Source organism: Rhodoferax sp. GW821-FHT02C08, from assembly GCF_059421805.1.
The window spans coordinates 59,844-79,667 of record NZ_JBWKVR010000013.1 but is presented as its reverse complement, the minus strand read 5'-3'; the positions used below and the strand labels follow the sequence as shown (position 1 = coordinate 79,667).

Genomic DNA, 19,824 nt, shown 5'->3' with positions numbered 1-19,824 from the left:
TTGGCCTTCGTCCGCCACTACCTGCTGGCCGTCCAGTTCTTCACTCGCATCCCCATCACGGGGCGGCTGGCGGCCTGGGTGGGCTATAGCCCGGCCATGCTGCGGGCCAGCGCGGCGCACCTGCCCGGTGTGGGCTGGCTGGCGGCGGCCCTGGCCTGCGGCGTGGCGGGGGCCGCCATGACGCTGCTGCAGCAACGCCCAGGCAGCGCGCTGGTGGCTGCAGTGCTGTGCACCGTGGCCACGGTGCTGCTCACCGGCGGCTTCCATGAAGACGGCCTGGCCGACGTGGCAGATGGCCTGGGCGGCAGCGCCGACCGGGCCCGCGCGCTGGAGATCATGAAGGATTCGCGGGTCGGCGCTTTCGGTGCCATGGCCCTGGTGCTGGCCTTGCTGTCCAAGGTGGCGCTGCTGGCCCTGCTCGGCAGCTACAGCAGCCACGCCCTGCTGTCAGCCCTGCTCGGCGGCCATGTCTGGTCGCGCTTTTGCCCACTGCTGCTGGTGCGCCTGCTGCCCCATGTGGGCGACGCGGCCACCTCCAAAAGCAAACCCCTGGCGGGCCAGATCAGCGGGACGGCACTGGTCGTTGCGTTGCTATGGTGTTTTATGCCGTTAGCGCAGGTATTATTTGCGCAAGGTGCTACATTTTTAATAGCAAGCCTGGCCGCCAGCAGTCTGGCGTTTTTATGGATGAAGCGCCTGTTCGCCCGGTGGCTACAAGGTTTTACCGGCGACTGCCTGGGCGCCACGCAGCAAGTCTGCGAGATTGCCTTCTATCTGGGCGCCGCCGTGGCCCTGCCATGAAGCTTTGGCTGGCCCGCCATGCCCGTCCGCTGGTGGCGCCTGGCGTTTGCTACGGCGTGCTGGATGTGGCAGCTGACACCTTGGCGACACAGACCGCTGCCGCCCGTCTGGCCGCCACCCTGCCCGCAGACATGGTTGTTTGCAGTTCCACGCTACAAAGATGCGAGCAGCTTGCGCAGGCACTGTCTGCGCTGCGGCCCGATTTGACGCTGAAATTTGATGCGCGGCTGCGCGAGATGGATTTTGGCCAATGGGAAGGCCAGACCTGGGAAGCCATCGGCCCAGCCGCACTGGACGCCTGGACCTCCGACTTCGCCCACTACCGCCCGGGCGGTGGCGAATCCGTACATGGCTTCATGCAGCGGGTGGGCACAGCCTGGGACGCTGTGGGGCCTCAGCCCATGCTGTGGATCAGCCATGCGGGCGTAGCGCGGGCCTGCAACTTGCTGGCCGCCGGTGTCCGCACGCTTCACCGCGCCGACCAATGGCCGCAGGCAGCACCCGCCTACGGCGAATGGACTACTTTCTGACGGGCAATTCCAACGCAAAAGCGGCCGGCCCGTCCATGCTGGGTGCCAGCTCCGCGCGGCGCGGGCCCACCGACTGCAGCAGCAAAGCCCCATCGACCAGGCTGCCCACCCGGTAGGGCTTGGGCGCCTTGCCGTCCACGGCGATCAGGGCTGCCCCCTGGCGGCCTGGCTCGGCAATCACGCCCGACAGCACAAAGCGCGTGGACGGGTTGACAGCCGCCACTGGCATGGGCCCTACACTGCCCAGCACATGCGCCACCGCCGCCGCGTCTACGGGCACAGCCCCCGGCCCGGCCACGGCGGCCTGCGGACCACTGGGTGCGGCCGTGGCCTTTAAGCCCCAGTACGCCACGCTGGCCAGGGCCAGAGCCCAGACCACAAAGGCCACCAGGCGGGGAGTCCAGCGTTCCATTACAGAATCAGATGCATTGATTAACATGCATTGATTATCATCGCAGCCCATGACACTCCACAGCCCCCTTCACCCCCTTTACCGCCGCGTGCGTAATATGCGTAATGCCGGCTTCACCCTGATCGAATTAATGGTGGTGCTCGTCATCATCGGCGTGCTGGCCGCGCTGATCGTGCCCAACGTGCTGGACCGCGCAGACGACGCCCGCGCCACCGCCGCCAAGACCGATGTCCACAACCTGATGCAGGCACTGAAGCTCTACAAGCTGGACAACCAACGCTACCCCACCGCCGAGCAAGGCCTGCAAGCCCTGGTCGCCAAGCCCAGCACCAACCCGGTGCCGCCCAACTGGAAGCCGTATGTGGAAAAGCTCCCCAACGACCCCTGGGGCCGCCCCTACCAGTACCTGAACCCCGGCGTGCAAGGCGAGATCGATGTGATGTCCTTCGGCGCCGACGGCCAACCAGGTGGCGAAGGCAAAAATGCCGACATCGGCAGCTGGCAGTAGCCTTCTGATCCGATTCAGTGCCTTCGTGCGCCGAGCGGCAACCCTGCGGCCAATGCAACAGCCGTGCTCTTTTCCAGGGAACCCGTGGAACCGGCTTTGCCGGGCCACTGGGTTCGCCCCCTTGAGGGGGAGGCGCCGCAGGCGCATCGGGGGGGAGCCATTCCGGGGCTTCACGCTGCTTGAACTGCTGGTCGTCGTCGCCATCATCGCCATAGCCAGCGCGGGCGTTGCCTTTGCCCTGCGCGACAACAGCCAGACCTTGCTGGAGCGCGATGCGGCGCGGCTGGCCGCCCTGTTTGAATCGGCGCGGGCCCAGTCGCGGGCGACCGGTGTGCCGGTGCGCTGGAGCAGCACGCCGGACGGCTTCCAGTTCGACGGTCTGCCGCCCCATACCCTGCCCGAACGCTGGCTGGGCAACGACACCGTGGCGCGCAACACCAGCCCGGTCGTGCTGGGCCCCGAACCGGTGATTGGCCGCCAGGAAGTTGTGCTGCAGTCCATCAGCCAGCCCAACGAACTGCTGCGCATTGCCACCGATGGCGCGCGCCCCTTCACCGTGCAGCCAGTCACACCGTGAAGGCCCGCACCCGTCTATCCATCGTCCGTGGCTTCACCCTGATCGAGGTGCTGGTTGCGCTGGGCATTGTGTCGATTGCGCTGATCGCCGGCCTGCAAGCCACCCAGGCGTTGACCACCAATGCCACCCGCCAGACCGATGTGCTGCTGGCACATATGTGCGCCGAAAACGAGCTCATCAAAATGCGCCTGTCCACCCAAATGCCCGGCGTGGGCGACTCCGACATCAACTGCGAACAGGCCGGCCACAGCTACCTGGTACGGCTCAGCGTGCTGCCCACCCCCAACCCCAGCTTTCGCCGGGTGGATGCACAGGTGTTTGCCGCCAACGCGCCCATCCTGCGCCTCTCCACCATCGTAGGGCGATTTTGATGAACACCCCCAGGCTTGCCCGCTGCGCGTGGCCTCCAACCCCCTTGCAGGGGGCGACGTCTATGGCCCGGCAAAGCCGGTTCCATGGCGTCTCTGGAAGGGAGAAAAAATCGCTTGGCTTCACCCTGGTCGAACTGCTGGTGGCCCTGATGGTCATGGCGCTGCTGGCCGTGCTGAGCTGGCGCGGGCTGGACGGCATGCAGCGGGCACAAACCCGCACCCAGCAACGCGCCGACGAGGTGCTGACGCTGCAGGCCGGCCTGAGCCAATGGAGCGCCGACCTCAACGCCCTGCTGCAACTGCCCAACATCAGCACCATCGACTGGAATGGCCGCAGCCTGCGCCTGGTGCGGCGCAGCACCGAACCCAACGCCGCCGGCCCGCTGGTCGTGGCCTGGTCGCTGCGCAATGTGGACGGCACCGACCAGTGGCTGCGCTGGCAGTCGCCCGTGGTACGCAACAACGCGGCACTGACCCAGGCCTGGAACAATGCCGCACTCTGGGCGCAGAACCCGGGTGACGAGGCGCGCCGCGCCGAGGTGGCACTCACCCCGCTGAGCGACTGGCAGGTGTTCTATTACCGCGACGGCGCCTGGAGCAACCCGCAATCCAGCAGCGCCACCACGGCGACGGCCCCCAGCAGTACGGCATCCAGCGCAGCATCCACCGACTCCAGCATCCCCGATGGCGTGCGCCTGGTGCTGACCCTGCCGCCCGGCCAGGCTCTGAGCGGTGTGCTGACGCGCGACTGGATACGGCCGACGGTAGGTGGAGGCAAGTCATGAGCCCGCGCCGCTATTTACATAAAAAATCGGCCTCTGGCGCTGCTAATACCTGCGCAAGCAGCTCTCAAATAAATAGCAAACACAACCAACACGGCGCAGCACTGCTGCTCGCCATGCTGACCGTCACCCTGGTCGCCACACTGGCCGCCGCCTCGCTATGGCAGCAGTGGCGCAGCGTAGAGGTGGAAGCGGCGGAACGCCAGCGCGTGCAGTCGGCCTGGATACTCACCGGCGCACTGGACTGGGCGCGGTTGATACTGCGCGAAGACGCCCGCTCTGGCGGAGCCGACCACCTGGCCGAACCCTGGGCCGTGCCACTGCAGGAGTCGCGCCTGTCCACCTTTCTGGCGGCCGACCGCAACAACACCGGCGGCATGACCAGCGACGAGGAGGTAGACGCGTTTCTGTCCGGGCAAATCACCGACATGCAGTCACGCATGAACATCATGAATCTGGTGGAGAACAACAAGATCTCCGAAGTCAGCCTGGCCGCCTTCGGCCGTTTGTTCGAAGAGCTCAAGCTGTCGCCCCAGGAGCTGACGCAGATGAGCAGCCAGCTGCAGTTGGCGCTGGACAGCACGCAGACCAACAGCGACAACCCAAGCATCCCACTGGTGCCACGGCGCGCCGAAGACCTGGGCTGGCTGGGCCTGAGCCCCAGCAGCGTGGCCGCGCTGCGACCTTATGTGTCGGTACTGCCCGTGCATACCGCCGTCAACCTGAACACCGCCAGTGCCGAGGTGTTGGTAGCCAGCGTGCCCAATCTGTCCATGGCCGATGCGCAGAAGCTGGTCAGCGCCCGCGCCAGCAAATACTTTCGCAGCACGGCCGATGCCAGCACCCTGCTGAACCAGCCGGGCATCAGCTTCAGCGAATCCGAGCACGGCGTGGCCACCCGCTATTTCGAAGTGCTGGGCCGGCTGCGCATGGGCGCCACTACGGTGCTGGAGCGCTCACTGGTGCAGCGTGACGGCATCAATGTCAGCACCCTGTGGCGCGAGCGTGCGGTGGCCGATCCGTCCGGCAAGGCACCGCTGTGAAGCAGGGTCTTTGCCAACGGGGACCGTCACAGTCTCTACATACAATGGCCGGCCTGAGTTTCGTCTGCCGTACGCAGGGCGCCCCAGCGCATGCAAGTTGTTCCACGTTGTCACGCCCATGAGTACCCTGATCGTTCTACTCCCTCTTGAATCTACCGGCAGCGCAGGCCCGCTGGACTACGTGCTGACGCCGGACGGCCACAGCGTGGGATCGCACGACCGAGCCCCCGCCGCCCTGCTGCCCGTGGCCACCGCCACCGAACTGGTGGCCGTGGTGCCCGCTCAAGCCCTGTCCTGGCACCGCGTCGAGCTGCCCAAGGGCAGCCTGCAGCGCAGCGCCCTGGGCCGTGCAGCCGACACGCCCCGCCTGCGCGCCCTGCTGGAAGGCCTGCTGGAAGAACGCCTGCTGGAAGAGCCATCCGAGCTGCACTTCGCCGTCCAACCCGATGCGCCCAGCGAAGGCCCGGTCTGGGTTGCCGCCTGCAATCGCGCCTGGCTGCGCAGCGCCCTGGCGGTGCTGGAGGCCAGCCAGCGCACAGTGGCGCGCATCGTGCCCGAATTCAGCCCCCTACCCGAGGGTAGCGACAGGGTGCACATCCTGGGCACGCCCGAGGCGGCGCAGATCGTCCACGCCGGACCCCAGGGTGTCCACCTGCTGCCGCTGAACCACGCCACACTGGCAATGGCCCTGGGAGGCGCAGCCGACACGCTGGAGATCGTCGCCGAGCCCGCCGTCGCCAGCATGGCCGAAGAGCTGGCACAGCGCCCGGTCACCCTGCAGCACAGCGCCGAACGCTGGCTGGCCTCGGCCCATGGCCGCTGGGACCTGGCGCAATTTGACCTCACCAACTCCGGCAGCAGCCGCGCCTGGAAGACCCTGGCCGGCCACGCCGAACGCATACTGCAAGCCCCCGCCTGGCGCCCCGCGCGCTGGGGTGTGGGCTTGCTGCTGCTGGCCCAGCTGATCGGCCTGAACGCCTGGGCGTGGAAGGAAAGCAATAGCCTGGAAGCCAAGCGCAAGGCCATCCGCGACAGCCTGACGCAAACCTTCCCCCAGGTAAAGCTGGTCGTGAATGCACCGGTGCAAATGGCGCGCGAGTTGGACCTGCTGCGCCAAAGCGTAGGGGCCACCTCGGCACGTGACCTGGAGCCCATGCTCAGCGCGCTCGGTGCGGTGTTGCCGCCGCAAACTTCTGCCAGCCAGCTGGACTTCAGCCCCGGCGAAATCCGGCTCAAGGGCCTGGACCCGGCACCCGGCCCCGACGCTATCGCCAGCCTGCGCAGCAGCGGCTACAGCCTGCGCAGCGAAGGCAACTTGCTGGTACTGCAAACCGCCAACGGAGCCACACCATGAAGACTCCGTCCTTCCTGCTGCAATTGCAGCCCCACTGGGCCGCCCTGGCGCCGCGCGAGCGCCGCAGCATGCTGGCCGCAGGAGCCCTGGTCGGCCTGGCCCTGCTGTGGTGGCTGGCCCTGAGCCCCGCCCTGCAAACCCTGCGTGCTGCCAACGCACAGCACCGCGAACTCGATGCCCAGCTGCAGAACATGCACCGCATGCAGGCCGAGGTACAGGCCCTGAAAAGCCAGAGTGCACTCGGCTTTGACGAGGCCCTGCGCAGCGTGCAGGCCTCGGCCAAGACCGATTTATCCGGCACCGCGCAGATCAATGTGCTGGGCGAACGCGTCAGCGTCACCCTGAAGAACACCCCTGCCGATGCGCTGACCCGCTGGCTGGCGCAGGTACGCATCAATGCCCGCGCCCTGCCCACCGAGGCCAAGCTAGTGCGCAGCCCCGCCAGCACCGCAGCCAATGCGTCCCAGCCCGCTTGGGACGGCAGCCTGGTCCTGGCACTGCCCAAGCGCTAGAACGTGGCTCTGAAACCTTCAACTTCCCCCGCTCGCACCGCGCCTTGGCGCTGGGCCTGGGCGGGCGCCTGCCTGGGCCTGGCCTGGGCCCTGCTGGTATTTGCCCCTGCACGCTGGCTGGCCGCCGCACTGAACCAGGCCAGCCAAGGCCAGGTGCAGCTGGCAGACCCGTTGGGCACGGTATGGGACGGTTCGGCCCAACTGGTGCTGTCGGGCGGCAAGGACAGCCGCGACCAGGCCGCCCTGCCCGAGCGACTGCGTTGGCGCCTACGCCCCTCCTTCAGCGGCGTGTCCGCCGACATCCTGGCCGAATGCTGCATGGCCCAGCCGCTGCAGCTGCGGGCCGCGCCGCACTGGGGCGGTGGCGAGCTGACGCTGGCCGACAGCCAATCCCACTGGCCGGCCGCCTGGCTGGCCGGCCTGGGCGCCCCCTGGAATACCTTGCAGCCCGAGGGCACGCTAACGCTGGCCACCCAGGGCCTGGTCGTGGACCTGAACAGCGGGCGCATGCAACTCAGCGGCCGGGCCCAGCTGGAGGCTATCGACATCGCCTCGCGCCTGTCCACCCTCAAGCCCATGGGCAGCTACCGGGTCACACTGGCCGGCGGCAATCCGAACACCTTGCAGCTGGAGACCCTGAAGGGCAGCCTGCAGCTGACCGGCAGCGGCCAGTGGGTCGGCACCCGCCTGCATTTCGACGGAGTGGCCACCGCCGCCCCGGATCGTATCGACGCTTTGTCCAATCTTCTCAACATCATCGGTCGGCGCGACGGCGCGCGTGCCATCATCAAAGTAGGTTAATGGAATGACCCCAGCCCGCACACCCACGCTGTCTTCGCGCTTTCCTAAAGCTATTATTTCAATAGCTATCACCGCAGGATTCACCTGTGCTACCGGCCTTTTTTCTATAAACGCACTGGCCCAGGGGCCGGCAAGCGACAAGGCCAGCACGGCCAAGCGCGGCGAGCCCATCACGCTGAACTTTGCCAACGCGGAGATTGAATCGGTGGCCCGCACCATGGCCGTGATCACCGGCCGCAACGTGGTGGTGGACCCGCGCGTCAAGGGCACCATGACGCTGAGCACCGACCACCCGGTCAACCCCACCGTGGCCTACAGCCAGTTCCTGGCGGCGCTGCGCCTACAAGGCTTTACCGTGGTCGAGTCCAGCGGGCTGGACAAGATCGTGCCAGAGGCCGATGCCAAACTGCAGCCCGGCCCGGTGACCATTGGCGAGAACAATGCCGCCGTGGGCAGCCAGATCGTGACGCAGATCTTCAAGCTGAACTACGAAAACGCCGCCAACCTGGTGCCTGTGCTGCGCCCGCTGATCAGCCCGAACAACACCATCAACCTGAACCCCGGCAACAACTCGCTGGTGATCACCGACTATGCCGACAACCTGCGCCGCATCGGCCGCATCGTGGCGGCCATGGATGTGTCCAACGCGTCGGACGTGGAAATCATCCCGCTGAAATACGCCATCGCCAGCGACCTGGTGCCGCTGGTAACCAAGCTGGTCGAGTCCGGCAGCACCACCGGCGCAGCCCCCGCCGCCGGGCAGACAGACAGCTCGTTCAAAACCACGCTGCTGGCCGAGCCGCGCAGCAATGCGATCATCCTGCGCGCGGCGAATCCGGCGCGGGTGTCCCTGGTCCGCTCGCTGATCGCCAAGCTGGACCAGCCCACGGTCAACACCGGCAACGGCGAGGCCGGCAACATCTATGTGGTCTACCTGAAGAATGCCGACGCCACCAAGCTGGCCACCACGCTGCGCGCCGCCATGAGCGGCGAGGCGCGCGGTAGTTCCAGCAGCTCCGGCAGCGGCAGTTCGGGCAACAGCTCCAGCATGTCCAGCGGGCTCAGCCCCACCAGCTCCGGCAGCAGTAGCAATAGCAGCTCAAGCAGCAGTTCGTCCAACTCCAGCAGCACGGGCAGCAGCGGCGCCTTGAGCGGCACCACCAGCAACCAGCCGTCCACCGGCGGCCAGATACAGGCCGACCCGTCGACCAACTCGCTGATCATCACCGCGCCCGAGCCGCAGTACCGCCAGCTACGTGCTGTCATCGACAAGCTCGACGGCCGGCGCGCCCAGGTGTTGGTGGAGAGTCTGATCGTTGAGGTCAGCAGCAACAAAGCGGCCGAATTCGGCATCCAGTGGCAGGGCGTGCTGGGCAGCGTGGGCCTGGGCACCAACTTCGGCTCCGGTAGCAGCAACCTGGCCACGCTGGCCACCAGCATCGCCACTGGCAGCACCAGTACTACCCTCAGCCCGGGACTGAACCTGGGCGTGGCCACCAAGATCGGGGGCACCTATGTGCTGGGTGCACTGGCCCGGCTGATGGACCAGACCGGCACCGGCAACGTGCTGTCCACGCCCAACCTGCTGACCCTGGACAACGAAGAAGCCAAGATTGTCATCGGCCAGAACGTGCCCTTCGTCACCGGCACCTACACCACCAACAGTGCCACCGGCACGTCCAACCCCTTCCAGACCGTTGAACGCAAAGACGTGGGTCTGACCCTGCGCGTACGCCCACAGATCAATGAGAACGGCACGGTGAAGATGGCCATCTACCAGGAGGTCTCCAGCGTGGACGCCTCCACCAAAAGCAACACCAATGGGCCGACCACCAACAAACGCTCCATCGAGTCGAATGTGCTGGTAGACGACGGCTCCATCGTCGTGCTGGGCGGCCTGCTGCAAGACGACTATTCGGGCAATGTGGAAAAGGTGCCCGGGCTGGGCGATCTGCCCTTCCTGGGCAACTTCTTCAAGAGCGAAACCCGTACCCGCAACAAGACCAATCTGATGGTGTTCCTACGGCCCATCGTGGTACGTGACGCCGGCACCAGTGATGCGTTGGCGGTGGACCGCTACGACATGATGCGCGGCCAGCAGCAGGACGTGAACCCGGTGCCACGCGTCGGCCTATCCGCCGTGCCGGATGCCTCGGTGATCCCCGTCCTGCCGGCCTCCGACAAAAAAGTGGACGTGCCCAAGCCTCTGACCACGCTGCCCCTGGCCATGCCATCTCTGGCTGCGCCAGCATCGACGAACACCACGACTACCCCGTAAGCGATGCGCCACCCCCTGCCCTACGCCTTTGCTCGCACCCAGCAGTTGCTGCTGGAAGAGAACCTGGGTGAGTACACGCTCTGGCTGCACCCGGCGTCCACGCCCTCGGCACTGAGCGAGGTAATGCGCAAATACCCGGTGCGCCAGATCGAAACCCTCAGCGCCGAGGCCCTGGCCCAGCGTATCAGCGCCGCCTACGCCCAGGGCGAGTCCAGCGCCGCATCGGTGGTCAGTGAAGTCGAGAGCGATGCCGACCTGTCGCGCATGATGCAAGAGCTGCCGGCCGTGGAAGACTTGCTGGAGATGAGCGACGACGCGCCCATCATCCGCATGCTCAACGCGCTGCTGACCCAGGCCGCACGCGACGGTGCCAGCGACATCCATATCGAGCCGTATGAGCGCCATTCCAGCGTGCGCTTCCGCGTGGACGGTACGCTGCGCGAGGTGGTGCAGCCCAATCGCGCCCTGCACGCGGCACTGATCTCGCGCCTGAAGATCATGGCGGATCTGGACATTTCCGAAAAACGCCTGCCGCAGGACGGCCGCATTTCCTTGCGCATCGGCACCCGAGCGGTGGACGTGCGGGTCAGCACCCTGCCCAGCGCCCATGGCGAACGTGCCGTGCTGCGCCTGCTGGACAAGAGCGGCGCCAAGCTGACGCTGGAATCGGTAGGCATGCAGGGCGACGTGCTGGACAAGCTGCAAAACCTGATCAACCAGCCGCACGGCATCATTCTGGTGACCGGCCCCACCGGCTCGGGCAAGACCACTACGCTGTACGCCGCCCTGAGCCGCCTGGACGCCGGCAGCAGCAACATCATGACGGTGGAAGACCCGATCGAATACGAGCTACCCGGCGTCGGCCAGACCCAGGTCAACGCCAAGATCGACCTGACGTTTGCCAAGGCCCTGCGCGCCATCCTGCGGCAAGACCCGGACGTGATCATGATCGGCGAAATCCGCGACTTCGAGACCGCGCAGATCGCCATCCAGGCGTCCCTCACCGGCCACCTCGTGCTGGCCACGCTGCACACCAACGACGCCGCCAGCGCGGTCAACCGGCTGATCGATATGGGCGTGGAGCCGTTCCTGCTGAGCAGTTCGTTGCTGGGCGTATTGGCCCAGCGCCTGGTACGTAAGATGTGCCCCGTGTGCCACGGCAAGAACTGCGAAGCCTGCAGCCACACCGGCTACCACGGCCGCACCGGTATCTTCGAGCTGCTGGTCACCGACGACGCCATCCGCGCCCAAATCCACAACCGCGCCGCCGAAGCCGACATCCGCACCGCCGCGCGCGCCGCCGGCATGCTGCTGATGCGCGAAGACGGCGAACGCCTGGTGCTGGCCGGCGTAACCTCGCGCGAAGAGCTGCTGCGCGTGACGCGGGACTAAATAAAGACTATATTCAGCCCATGCTTACCGCCTCCCACATCAAACCCATCAGCTATCTCAAAGCCAATGCCGCCCAGGTGCTACGTGATCTGGCAGAGCAGCGCGAGCCTATGGTCATCACCCAAAATGGCGAAGCCACGGCCGTGTTGCAAGACATTGCCAGCTACGAACAAGACCAGCAAACCCTGGCCCTGCTTAAAATACTGGCACTGGGCAACCAGCAAATTGAGCAAGGCCGCACCGTACCAGCCGCCAAAGCCATCGGCGATATACGCCAACGCCTATCGTCCAAAACCCCATGACGCAGACCTATCGGGTGGAGCTGACCGAGAACGCGCAGACGGATTTGAATGAACTGGTGGACTTCATCGCGCAACACGATGCTCCGCTCAAAGCCCTGCACGTTCTGGAGCAAATTGAAGGAGTTCTGACCTCCTCGCAGACATTCCCCGAACGTGGTGCCTTTCCCAAAGAGTTGCTCGCCTTGGGCAACCGTGAATACCGCGAAACCTATTTCAAACCCTACCGCATCATCTACAAAGTGTCTGCTGACATTGTGTTTGTCTATGTGATTGCAGACGGCAGACGCGATCTGCGCAACCTGCTGTCGCGCCGAATGCTGCAAGCCTAAGCCCACCCCATGCCCGCCTATTCCTTCGAAGCCGTAGACGCCCAGGGCCAGTCCCGCAAAGGGGTGATGGAGGCCGACACGGCCAAAGCCGCGCGAGCCTTGCTGCGCGCCCAGGCGCTGGTGCCGCTGGCGGTAACCCCCGTCAACGCCAGTGGCGGCAATGCATCGGCCGGCACCGGCCTGCGCACCACACTGTTCGAGACAAAAGTCTTCAATGCCTCCGGCCTGACCATCTGGACCCGGCAGGTCGCCGGCCTGGTGTCCAGCGGCCTGCCGCTGGAGCGGGCACTGACCGCACTGACCGACGAGGCCGAGGACGAGCGCCAGCGCAATCTGCTGGCATCCTTACGTGCCGAGGTGAATGCCGGCGCCAGCTTTGCCAAGGCGCTGGGCCAGCATCCGCGCGAATTCTCCGGCATCTACACCGCCGTGATCGGCGCGGGCGAGCAAAGCGGTGCGCTGGGCGGGGTGCTGGAAAGCCTGGCCACCGACCTGGAAGAACGCCAGGCCCTGCAGTCCAAGCTGATCGGTGCAGCACTCTATCCGGCCATCGTGACCCTGGTGGCGATTGCCATCGTGCTGTTCCTGGTCGGCTATGTGGTGCCGCAGGTGGCCAACGTGTTTGCCGGCAGCAAGCGCGCGCTGCCGTTTTTGACGGTGGCCATGCTGGCCATCAGCGACGTGGTGCGCAACTACGGTTGGGCCATGTTGATTGCTATTATTTTTGCAGCTATCGGCGCACGTATCGCCTACGCTAACACCCTGATTCGTCAAAAATTCGACGCCGCCTTTTTGAAGTTGCCGCTGGTGGGCACACTGGCACGCGGCTACAACGCGGCGCGCTTTGCCAGCACCTTGGCGATGTTGGCCGCAGCCGGCGTACCCATTCTGAAAGCCCTGCAGGCCGCCGCCGAAACCCTGAACAACACCGCCATGCGCGCCGATGCACTAGACGCGCTGGTGCTGGTGCGCGAAGGTGCGCCGCTGGCATCGGCCCTGGCGCAGAAGAAACGCTTCCCCGGCCTGCTGGCCATGTTCGCCCGCCTGGGCGAGCAGACCGGCCAGCTGCCGCTGATGCTGCAGCGCGCCGCCCGCCAGCTGGGCACCGAGGTACAGCGCCGCGCCATGGCCCTGGCCACCATCCTGGAGCCACTGCTGATCGTGGCCATGGGCCTGGTGGTGATGCTGATCGTGCTGGCTGTACTCATGCCCATCATCCAACTTAACCAGTTCGCGAAATAGTGCCCCCCCCCCAGGCTTGCCCACTGCGTGTGGCCTCCTCCCCCTTGCAGGGGGCAATACCAGCGGCCCGGCGAAGCCGGCTCCGCGGTATTTCTGGAGTGAGACAGGCTCGTTTGGATGTCCGGGGGAACCTGGCAACATACGCACTGGCTTAACGAGAACACTTATGGCTCTGACCCTAGACGACAAATTGGTGGTGGCGATTTCATCGCGCGCCCTGTTCAACCTGGAAGAAGAAAACCGCCTGTTCGACGCGGGCGACGACAAAGCCTATATGCAGCTGCAGTACGAGCGGCTGGACATCACCGCCAAGCCGGGTGTGGCGTTTTCGCTGGTAAAAAAGCTACTGGCCTTCAACGCCGATGGCGTGAAGCGGGTCGAGGTGGTGATACTGTCGCGCAACGACCCGGTCAGCGGTATGCGCATCTTCCGCTCCAGCCAGGCCAGCAATTTGCAGCTGGAGCGCGGTGTGTTCACCCAGGGCCGCGCGCCCTTCGGCTACCTGCGGGCGCTGGGCGCGCACCTGTTCCTGTCGGCCAATGAAAAAGACGTGCGCGAGGCGCTGAACCTGGGCTTTCCCGCAGCACGGGTGTTGACCGAATCGGCCCAGGCCGGCGACAGCAACCCGCATGAAGTGCGCATCGCCTTCGACGGTGACGCCGTGCTGTTCAGCGATGAGGCCGAGCGCATCTACCAGTCCGATGGCCTGCCCGCCTTCCAGCAGCACGAGGTCGAACATGCCTCCATACCGCTGCCCGACGGCCCGTTCAAGCCACTGCTGGCCGCGCTACACCGCCTGCAAAAGGCCAGCACCCCGAATATGCGCATACGCACGGCCCTGGTCACGGCCCGCAGCGCACCGGCGCATGAGCGCGCCATCCTCACCCTGATGCGCTGGAACATTGCTGTGGACGAGGTGATGTTCCTGGGCGGGCTGGAGAAAGGCCCGTTCCTGCGCGAATTCGAACCCGACTTCTTCTTCGACGACCAGACCGGTCACGTCACTTCCGCCGCGCAGCACGTACCGGCCGGCCATGTGAGCAGCGGCGTATCCAACCCCGCGAACTAATCCGCGCCGCAGCAGTCCATCTGCGGGCTTGTCCACTCTACCTACGTCACACACCCATGAGTCTTGCTTCGCGCTTTTCCAATCTGAAAGCCCAGACCGCCAAAGTCTGGGCTTTGTCGATTCCGTACTTCAAATCCGAAGAAAAATGGAAGGCCCGCGCCCTGCTGGCCGCCATCGTGGCGCTGAACCTGCTGGGCGTTTACCTGCTAGTGCTGCTGAACGAGTGGAACCAGGTGTTCTACGACGCGCTGCAAAACAAGAACGCTGCCGTGTTCTGGCAGCAACTGGGGCGCTTTACCTACATCGCCTTCGCGCTGATCATCCTGGCGGTCTACAAGTTCTACCTGACCCAGCTGTTGGAAATGCGCTGGCGCGCCTGGATGACCGAGCACTACCTGGCCCGCTGGCTCAGCAACCAGTCGTTCTACAAGATGGAACTGGCCCGCTTTGCCAAGACCGATGCACTCGCCACCCCGGACAACCCCGACCAGCGTATCCAGCAGGACCTGAACCAGTTCACCAGCCTGACCATCGACCTGTGCATGGGCGTGCTGAACGCGCTGGTCACCCTGGTCAGCTTTGTCGGCATTCTGTGGGGCTTGTCAGGCAACTTCTCGTTCCGCCTGGGCGGTAGCGAATACTTTATCCCCGGCTTCATGGTCTGGATGGCCGTGCTGTACTGCCTAGCCGGCAGCGTCATCACCTACTGGATTGGCCGCCCGCAGATCAAGCTGAACTTCCAGCAACAAAAAGTCGAGGCCGACTTCCGCCACCACATGGTGCGGGTGCGGGAATACAGCGAATCGATCGCACTGGACCGTGGTGAGGCTGCCGAAAAAGCCCATTTGGACCTGCGCTTCAAGGCCGTGCTGGCCAACTACCTGAAGCTGCTGAAGGCGCAGAAAAGCCTGATCTGGTTCAACAGCTTTTTCGGCCAGGCGGCGGTGGTCTTTCCCTTCATCGTTGCGGCACCGCGCTTTTTCAGTGGCGCCATCCAGCTGGGCCAGCTGATGCAGATTTCATCCGCCTTTGGCCGGGTGCAGGATTCGCTGAGCTGGTTTGTAGACAACTACAGCAGCCTGGCCGCCTGGCGCGCCACCACCGACCGCTTGACTTCGTTTGAAGAACAAATTCAGGCCCTGGCGCAGGTAGAGTCTGCGCAAGCAGCTATCAATTCTGCAGCGCCCGATACGCTGAATGTCCATGGGCTGACCCTGCGCCTGCCGAATGGCCAAGTCTTGTTGCAAGGGCAAAACCTGCATGCAGCGCCTGGCGACAGCATTCTGCTTAACGGCCCCTCGGGCAGCGGCAAGTCCACGCTGTTCCGTGCGCTGGCGGGCATCTGGCCGTTTTCCAGCGGGCAAGTCGCGCAGCCGCAAGATGCGATGTTCATCCCCCAGCGGCCGTATTTCCCGGACGGCAAGCTGCGCGATGCCCTGGCCTACCCCTCGGCAGCCGACCAATACGACGACGCACAGCTGCGCCAAGCGTTGGCAGATGCCTTGCTGCCTGACCTGGGTGAACAGCTGGACGTGGAAGCCGCCTGGAGCCAAAAACTCTCGGGTGGCGAGCAGCAGCGGCTGGCAATTGCACGCGTTCTGCTGAAGAAACCCCGCTGGATTTATGCCGACGAAGCCACCAGCGCACTCGACGCCCCCACCGAAGAAGCCGTCTACAAACGGCTGCTAGCGCAGGTAAAACAAGCGCAAGGAGCTATTATTTCAATAGCTCACAGACCCGCCATCGGCGCATTCCACAGCACGCGCTGGACGCTGGAGCCACAGGCCGAAGGCGCTGCGGCTCGCTACCACTTGGTGCAAAGCCAGGGCTGAAACAACAAGGGCCCCGTCGGGGCCCTTTAAAAATACCTTGGCGGTTTAAACGCTGCTGCTGGTCTTTTTCACGATGGTGGGGTCGGAATAAGTCAGCGGACCTTCAGATTGCTTTTCAGAATTCAAAACCTGGTTGGTCGCCTGGTTGGTCACGTCCACCGCATTGCCACCGGCGCGCCACAGGGCCTGCAAAAAGTCCAGCAACTTCTTTGACAGGGGTTCGGGCGGCGGGTTTTCCACCTTTTTATCGGAGGCCTGGGGCGTGGTGGTCCAGTCTTTGGACGGCTCGTTTTCAGTCGTCGTGGGCTGGTTCGGGCCTGGCTCCTTGCCGGCATCGACAAGTTTGGCGGTCTTGGCGGTATCTTCGGGTGCTGCGCTTTGAACCGGGTCTTGTGTCTTCTTGGTCTCGACAGCGGCTGCCGAGGCCGCCGCAGTTGCCACGCTGGCCGCGGTACTGGCTACACCGGCCACTGCTTTGATGCCACCGGCTTCGTCGGCTTTTTCCTTGGCCGCCGGCTGGATGGACGCTCGCAAGCGTGCCGCAGCCTCTAGCGCGGCAATCTCTTGCTGGGTGGTGGAGATATCCACTTTCGTGGAAGGTTCGGGCTTGGACGCCGCCTCTACCTTGGCGGTCGCTTCCTGAATCAATGCGGACTCGGCCTTGGGGGCCGCCGCACCGATGCCCGAATGCGTACCGGCGGCAGTCGACGGCCAGCTAGCGGTTCGTTCAACAGAGGGCAGTTGCATAGCGTTCACCAGGTTAGAGGGCGATGGAATACTTTTTCCACACCACGTATCTTGGTTAACGGCAGAAATGGAGGCTTATTTAGGGCTATTTCTTAAAAAAGATAAAAATCTTTACAAAGAAACATTTTCCCGGCCCTCAAGTTTTCAAAGGAAGCGCTCCAGCAGGCGGCGCGAGGCGCGGTCCAGGGACAGTATGTCGCGCACGCGGAACTGCACGCCCGCCCCGCCAGCGATCAGCAGGCCGGTCCGGCCCAGACGGCGGATGTCTTCCTCGGTCTTGAGCACGAACTCGGTGTCGCCCCGATCGGTCTCCACCGTCCACACGCTGGGGGTGGAAAAGGTGGACACGGTCTTTAGCCGCCGGATCTCGGGCACAAACTCGCGGTTGGCCAATTCTTCAGACAACAGCGCCCACACCGCTGGCGGCAGGCTGCTGGTTTGCGCTACCCACACCAGCTCGCGGCCTTCGGTGCCAACCAGGGACAAGCCCTCTTCAGGCGACGTAATGGGAAATGCCCGTACCGGCAGCACGCCCTCGTGGCGCTCACCGCTGGCAAGCACCAGCACCAGACGCCCAAAAGCGTCACGTTCCAGTTGGAAATCAGGGGTCAACACAGCCATCATGGATTACCTGCAGGGTGGGCCGAATGGGCTATCGGCATGGAGGCGGACAAACTTAAACCCTCGTCTTCGGCTTCAGTGCGGCGCAACTGGGCCTGGTAGAGGCGCCAGTACGCCCCCTGGCGCTCCATCAATTCCTCGTGCGGGCCGACCTCGACCACCCGACCGCGGTCCATCACCACCAGGCGGTCTGCCTTGCGCAAGGTGGACAAACGGTGGGCGATGGCGATGGTGGTGCGGCCCTGCACCAGGTTGTCCAGCGCCTTCTGGATCTCGTTCTCGGTCTCGGTATCCACCGATGAGGTGGCCTCGTCCAGGATCAGGATGCGCGGGTCGATCAGCAAGGCCCGGGCGATGGAAATGCGCTGGCGCTCCCCGCCCGACAGGCCCTGGCCACGCTCGCCCACCAGCGAGTCATAGCCCTGGGGCAGGCGCAGGATGAACTCGTGCGCATGCGCGGCGCGCGCGGCCGCCACGATCTCGGTGCGGCTGGCGTCTGGCCGGCCGTAGGCGATGTTCTCGGCAATCGTGCCGAAGAACAGAAAGGGCTCTTGCAGCACCAGGCCGATGTGGCGGCGGTAGTCGGCCACGGCAAAACGGCGGATATCGGTACCGTCCACCTGGATAGAGCCGTCTGTGACATCGTAAAAGCGGCAGATCAGGTTCACCAGGGTGCTCTTACCCGAGCCGCTGTGGCCCACCAGGCCGATCATTTCACCCGGGCGTATCACCAGATCCATGTCACGGATGACCGAGCGGTTGCCGTAGCGGAAGCCAATGCCTTTCATCTCGATCTGGCCGCGCACCTGCACCGCGCCGGGCATGCCCGAGCCGACCACCACGGGTTGGGTGGGTTCCGGCACATTCGATACATGGTCCAGGATGTCAAAAATGCGCTTGGCGCCAGCCGCCGCCTTCTGCGTGACCGACACAATGCGGCTCATCGAGTCCAGCCGGGTGTAGAAGCGGCCGATATAGGCCACGAACGCGGTCAACACACCCACGGTGATCTGCTGCTTGGAAACCAGCCAGATACCGAAGGCCCAGACCACCAGCAGGCCGACCTCGGTCAACAGCGACACTGTGGGCGAAAACAGCGACCAGACCTTGTTCAACCTGTCATTGGCTTCCAGGTTGTGTTTGTTGGCCGAGCGGAAACGCTGGGCTTCGCGCTTTTCCTGGGCGAATGCCTTGACCACGCGGATGCCGGGGATGGTATCAGCCAGGACATTGGTTACTTCAGACCAGACCCGGTCGATCTTCTCGAAACCGGTGCGCAGCCTGTCACGCACGATATGGATCATCCATGCGATGAAGGGCAAGGGAATCAGTGTCACCAGCGCCAGCAGCGGGTTTTGGTAGAACAGGATCACCGCCGTCATGGAAATCATCAGCACGTCGGTGGCGAAATCCAGCGCATGTAACGACAAAAAGACGCAGATGCGGTCGGTTTCCGAGCCGATGCGCGACATCAGGTCGCCAGTGCGTTTGCCACCAAAGTAGTCCAGCGACAGCTGCAGCAGGTGGTCGAAGGTGGCGGTACGCAGGTCGGCGCCAATGCGCTCCGACACCAGCGACAAGATATAGGTACGCGCCCAGTTCAGCCCCCAGCCCAGCAAGGCGGCACCCAGCAGCCCGCCCAGGTACACCACCACCTTATGCGGTTCGATGGTCTGGCCGTTCTGGAACGGGATCAGTATCTCGTCCATCAAGGGTATCGCCAGGTAGGGCGGGATCATGGACGCTGCGGTGGACGCCAGCGTCAGACCGAAGCCCGCCGCCAGCTGCTTGCGGTAAGGCTTGGCAAAGCGCCACAGGCGCAGCAGCACCCAGGTGGACGGCGGCGTATGCAGCTCGCGCTGGCAGACGCTGCACTCGTCGCTATCGGGCGGCAACGGGGAATGGCAGGTGGGGCACAGGCCAGGGTCGTCGGCCACCGCCAGTGGGTCGATTGGTACCAAGCGTTGCTCGAACAGCTTGAGCAGGCGCAGCGCCTGCGGATCGGCAGCCAGGGTGTAGCGCCAGCTGGCCAAACGGGTGTGGCTGTTGTGCAACTCCAGCGTACCCACGCCAGCATGGTCGAAATGGCGCAGGGCCAGATCTGAAGCCAGCGGCCAGTTGGTCCACACGCCATCCTGGCAGGCCAGCAGGCGCTGGTTGGTCAAGGCCAGCAGGCCGGGCACAAAACGCAGCTGGGTATCCAGGTCAACGGACAGGCTGGCTACGACGTTCTCGTGGGCAAGGAGCTGCTTTTGCAGCCCAAGGGAAATATCGACTGTATGGTGTTCTTGCATTTTTTTGACCCCGCGATCTCATACTTG

General features: G+C 64.6%; 21 protein-coding genes. 17 read left to right on the top strand and 4 right to left on the bottom strand.

The window, feature by feature from the left end; translation table 11 throughout:
* Both AC07VY_RS16585 and AC07VY_RS16580 read left to right on the top strand, forming a co-directional pair.
* On the top strand, positions 1-801 hold the full coding sequence (locus AC07VY_RS16585; RefSeq protein ID WP_495098399.1) for an adenosylcobinamide-GDP ribazoletransferase: 801 nt from the start codon (positions 1-3) through the stop codon (positions 799-801).
* Positions 798-1,331: a histidine phosphatase family protein gene (locus tag AC07VY_RS16580; protein ID WP_495098398.1), complete on the top strand. Its 534-nt coding sequence runs from the start codon at positions 798-800 to the stop codon at positions 1,329-1,331. The genes AC07VY_RS16585 and AC07VY_RS16580 overlap by 4 nt, the downstream gene beginning before the upstream one ends.
* Here the strand turns inward: AC07VY_RS16580 and AC07VY_RS16575 are convergent.
* Entirely contained in the window at positions 1,321-1,743 is a 423-nt protein-coding gene (locus tag AC07VY_RS16575) for a type II secretion system protein N (RefSeq protein WP_495098397.1), read from the bottom strand. The two genes, AC07VY_RS16580 and AC07VY_RS16575, sit on opposite strands and share 11 nt — an antisense overlap.
* Before the next feature lie 49 nt (positions 1,744-1,792).
* On the opposite strand from AC07VY_RS16575, the gene gspG reads away from it, so the two are divergent.
* The 15 genes from gspG (at position 1,793) to AC07VY_RS16500 (ending at position 16,135) form a co-directional block, all read left to right on the top strand.
* A complete protein-coding gene (gene gspG, locus AC07VY_RS16570; RefSeq protein WP_495098396.1) occupies positions 1,793-2,251 on the top strand; it encodes a type II secretion system major pseudopilin GspG in 459 nt (152 codons plus the stop codon).
* 121 nt (positions 2,252-2,372) lie between these two features.
* The gene (locus AC07VY_RS16565; RefSeq protein ID WP_495098395.1) at positions 2,373-2,828 is read left to right on the top strand and encodes a prepilin-type N-terminal cleavage/methylation domain-containing protein; all 456 of its coding nucleotides are present in this window, start codon (positions 2,373-2,375) and stop codon (positions 2,826-2,828) included.
* A complete protein-coding gene (gspI, locus tag AC07VY_RS16560) occupies positions 2,825-3,199 on the top strand; it encodes a type II secretion system minor pseudopilin GspI (protein ID WP_495098394.1) in 375 nt (124 codons plus the stop codon). Before AC07VY_RS16565 ends, gspI begins: the two co-directional genes overlap by 4 nt.
* A gap of 62 nt (positions 3,200-3,261) precedes the next feature.
* The gene (locus tag AC07VY_RS16555) at positions 3,262-3,984 is read left to right on the top strand and encodes a PulJ/GspJ family protein (protein ID WP_495098393.1); all 723 of its coding nucleotides are present in this window, start codon (positions 3,262-3,264) and stop codon (positions 3,982-3,984) included.
* Between the two features lie 113 nt (positions 3,985-4,097).
* On the top strand, positions 4,098-5,024 hold the full coding sequence (gspK, locus tag AC07VY_RS16550; RefSeq protein ID WP_495098392.1) for a type II secretion system minor pseudopilin GspK: 927 nt from the start codon (positions 4,098-4,100) through the stop codon (positions 5,022-5,024).
* A gap of 118 nt (positions 5,025-5,142) precedes the next feature.
* Positions 5,143-6,378: a type II secretion system protein GspL gene (gene gspL / locus AC07VY_RS16545; protein ID WP_495098391.1), complete on the top strand. Its 1,236-nt coding sequence runs from the start codon at positions 5,143-5,145 to the stop codon at positions 6,376-6,378.
* The gene (locus tag AC07VY_RS16540; RefSeq protein WP_495098390.1) at positions 6,375-6,890 is read left to right on the top strand and encodes a type II secretion system protein M; all 516 of its coding nucleotides are present in this window, start codon (positions 6,375-6,377) and stop codon (positions 6,888-6,890) included. Before gspL ends, AC07VY_RS16540 begins: the two co-directional genes overlap by 4 nt.
* 3 nt (positions 6,891-6,893) lie before the next feature.
* Positions 6,894-7,691, top strand: coding sequence for a type II secretion system protein N (gspN, locus tag AC07VY_RS16535; protein WP_495098389.1), 798 nt, complete (start codon positions 6,894-6,896; stop codon positions 7,689-7,691).
* A gap of 4 nt (positions 7,692-7,695) precedes the next feature.
* Positions 7,696-9,969, top strand: a complete 2,274-nt coding sequence (gene gspD, locus AC07VY_RS16530; protein ID WP_495098388.1) for a type II secretion system secretin GspD — start codon at positions 7,696-7,698, stop codon at positions 9,967-9,969.
* A 3-nt stretch (positions 9,970-9,972) separates the two neighbouring features.
* Positions 9,973-11,361 (top strand): GspE/PulE family protein, encoded by a 1,389-nt coding sequence (locus tag AC07VY_RS16525; protein ID WP_495098387.1) that lies wholly within the window; start codon positions 9,973-9,975, stop codon positions 11,359-11,361.
* A gap of 20 nt (positions 11,362-11,381) precedes the next feature.
* Positions 11,382-11,663 carry a type II toxin-antitoxin system Phd/YefM family antitoxin gene (locus AC07VY_RS16520; protein WP_495098386.1) on the top strand — a complete coding sequence of 94 codons (282 nt, stop codon included), beginning with the start codon at positions 11,382-11,384 and terminating at the stop codon, positions 11,661-11,663.
* On the top strand, positions 11,660-11,992 hold the full coding sequence (locus AC07VY_RS16515; protein ID WP_495098385.1) for a type II toxin-antitoxin system RelE/ParE family toxin: 333 nt from the start codon (positions 11,660-11,662) through the stop codon (positions 11,990-11,992). Before AC07VY_RS16520 ends, AC07VY_RS16515 begins: the two co-directional genes overlap by 4 nt.
* Before the next feature lie 9 nt (positions 11,993-12,001).
* Positions 12,002-13,234: a type II secretion system inner membrane protein GspF gene (gene gspF / locus AC07VY_RS16510; protein ID WP_495098384.1), complete on the top strand. Its 1,233-nt coding sequence runs from the start codon at positions 12,002-12,004 to the stop codon at positions 13,232-13,234.
* Positions 13,235-13,400: 166 nt separating this feature from the next.
* Positions 13,401-14,303, top strand: coding sequence for a 5'-nucleotidase (locus tag AC07VY_RS16505; RefSeq protein ID WP_495098383.1), 903 nt, complete (start codon positions 13,401-13,403; stop codon positions 14,301-14,303).
* Positions 14,304-14,359: 56 nt separating this feature from the next.
* Positions 14,360-16,135, top strand: coding sequence for an ABC transporter ATP-binding protein/permease (locus tag AC07VY_RS16500; RefSeq protein ID WP_495098382.1), 1,776 nt, complete (start codon positions 14,360-14,362; stop codon positions 16,133-16,135).
* Between the two features lie 45 nt (positions 16,136-16,180).
* Here AC07VY_RS16500 and AC07VY_RS16495 read toward each other — a convergent pair whose 3' ends face one another.
* From AC07VY_RS16495 to AC07VY_RS16485, 3 genes are all read right to left on the bottom strand, one after another.
* A complete protein-coding gene (locus AC07VY_RS16495; RefSeq protein ID WP_495098381.1) occupies positions 16,181-16,882 on the bottom strand; it encodes a hypothetical protein in 702 nt (233 codons plus the stop codon).
* Between the two features lie 144 nt (positions 16,883-17,026).
* Complete coding sequence (locus AC07VY_RS16490; protein ID WP_495098380.1) at positions 17,027-17,506, bottom strand: cyanophycin metabolism-associated DUF1854 family protein; 480 nt, start codon at positions 17,504-17,506, stop codon at positions 17,027-17,029.
* Positions 17,503-19,797 (bottom strand): cyanophycin metabolism-associated ABC transporter, encoded by a 2,295-nt coding sequence (locus tag AC07VY_RS16485; protein ID WP_495098379.1) that lies wholly within the window; start codon positions 19,795-19,797, stop codon positions 17,503-17,505. The genes AC07VY_RS16490 and AC07VY_RS16485 overlap by 4 nt, the downstream gene beginning before the upstream one ends.
* Between the last annotated feature and the right edge of the window lie 27 nt (positions 19,798-19,824).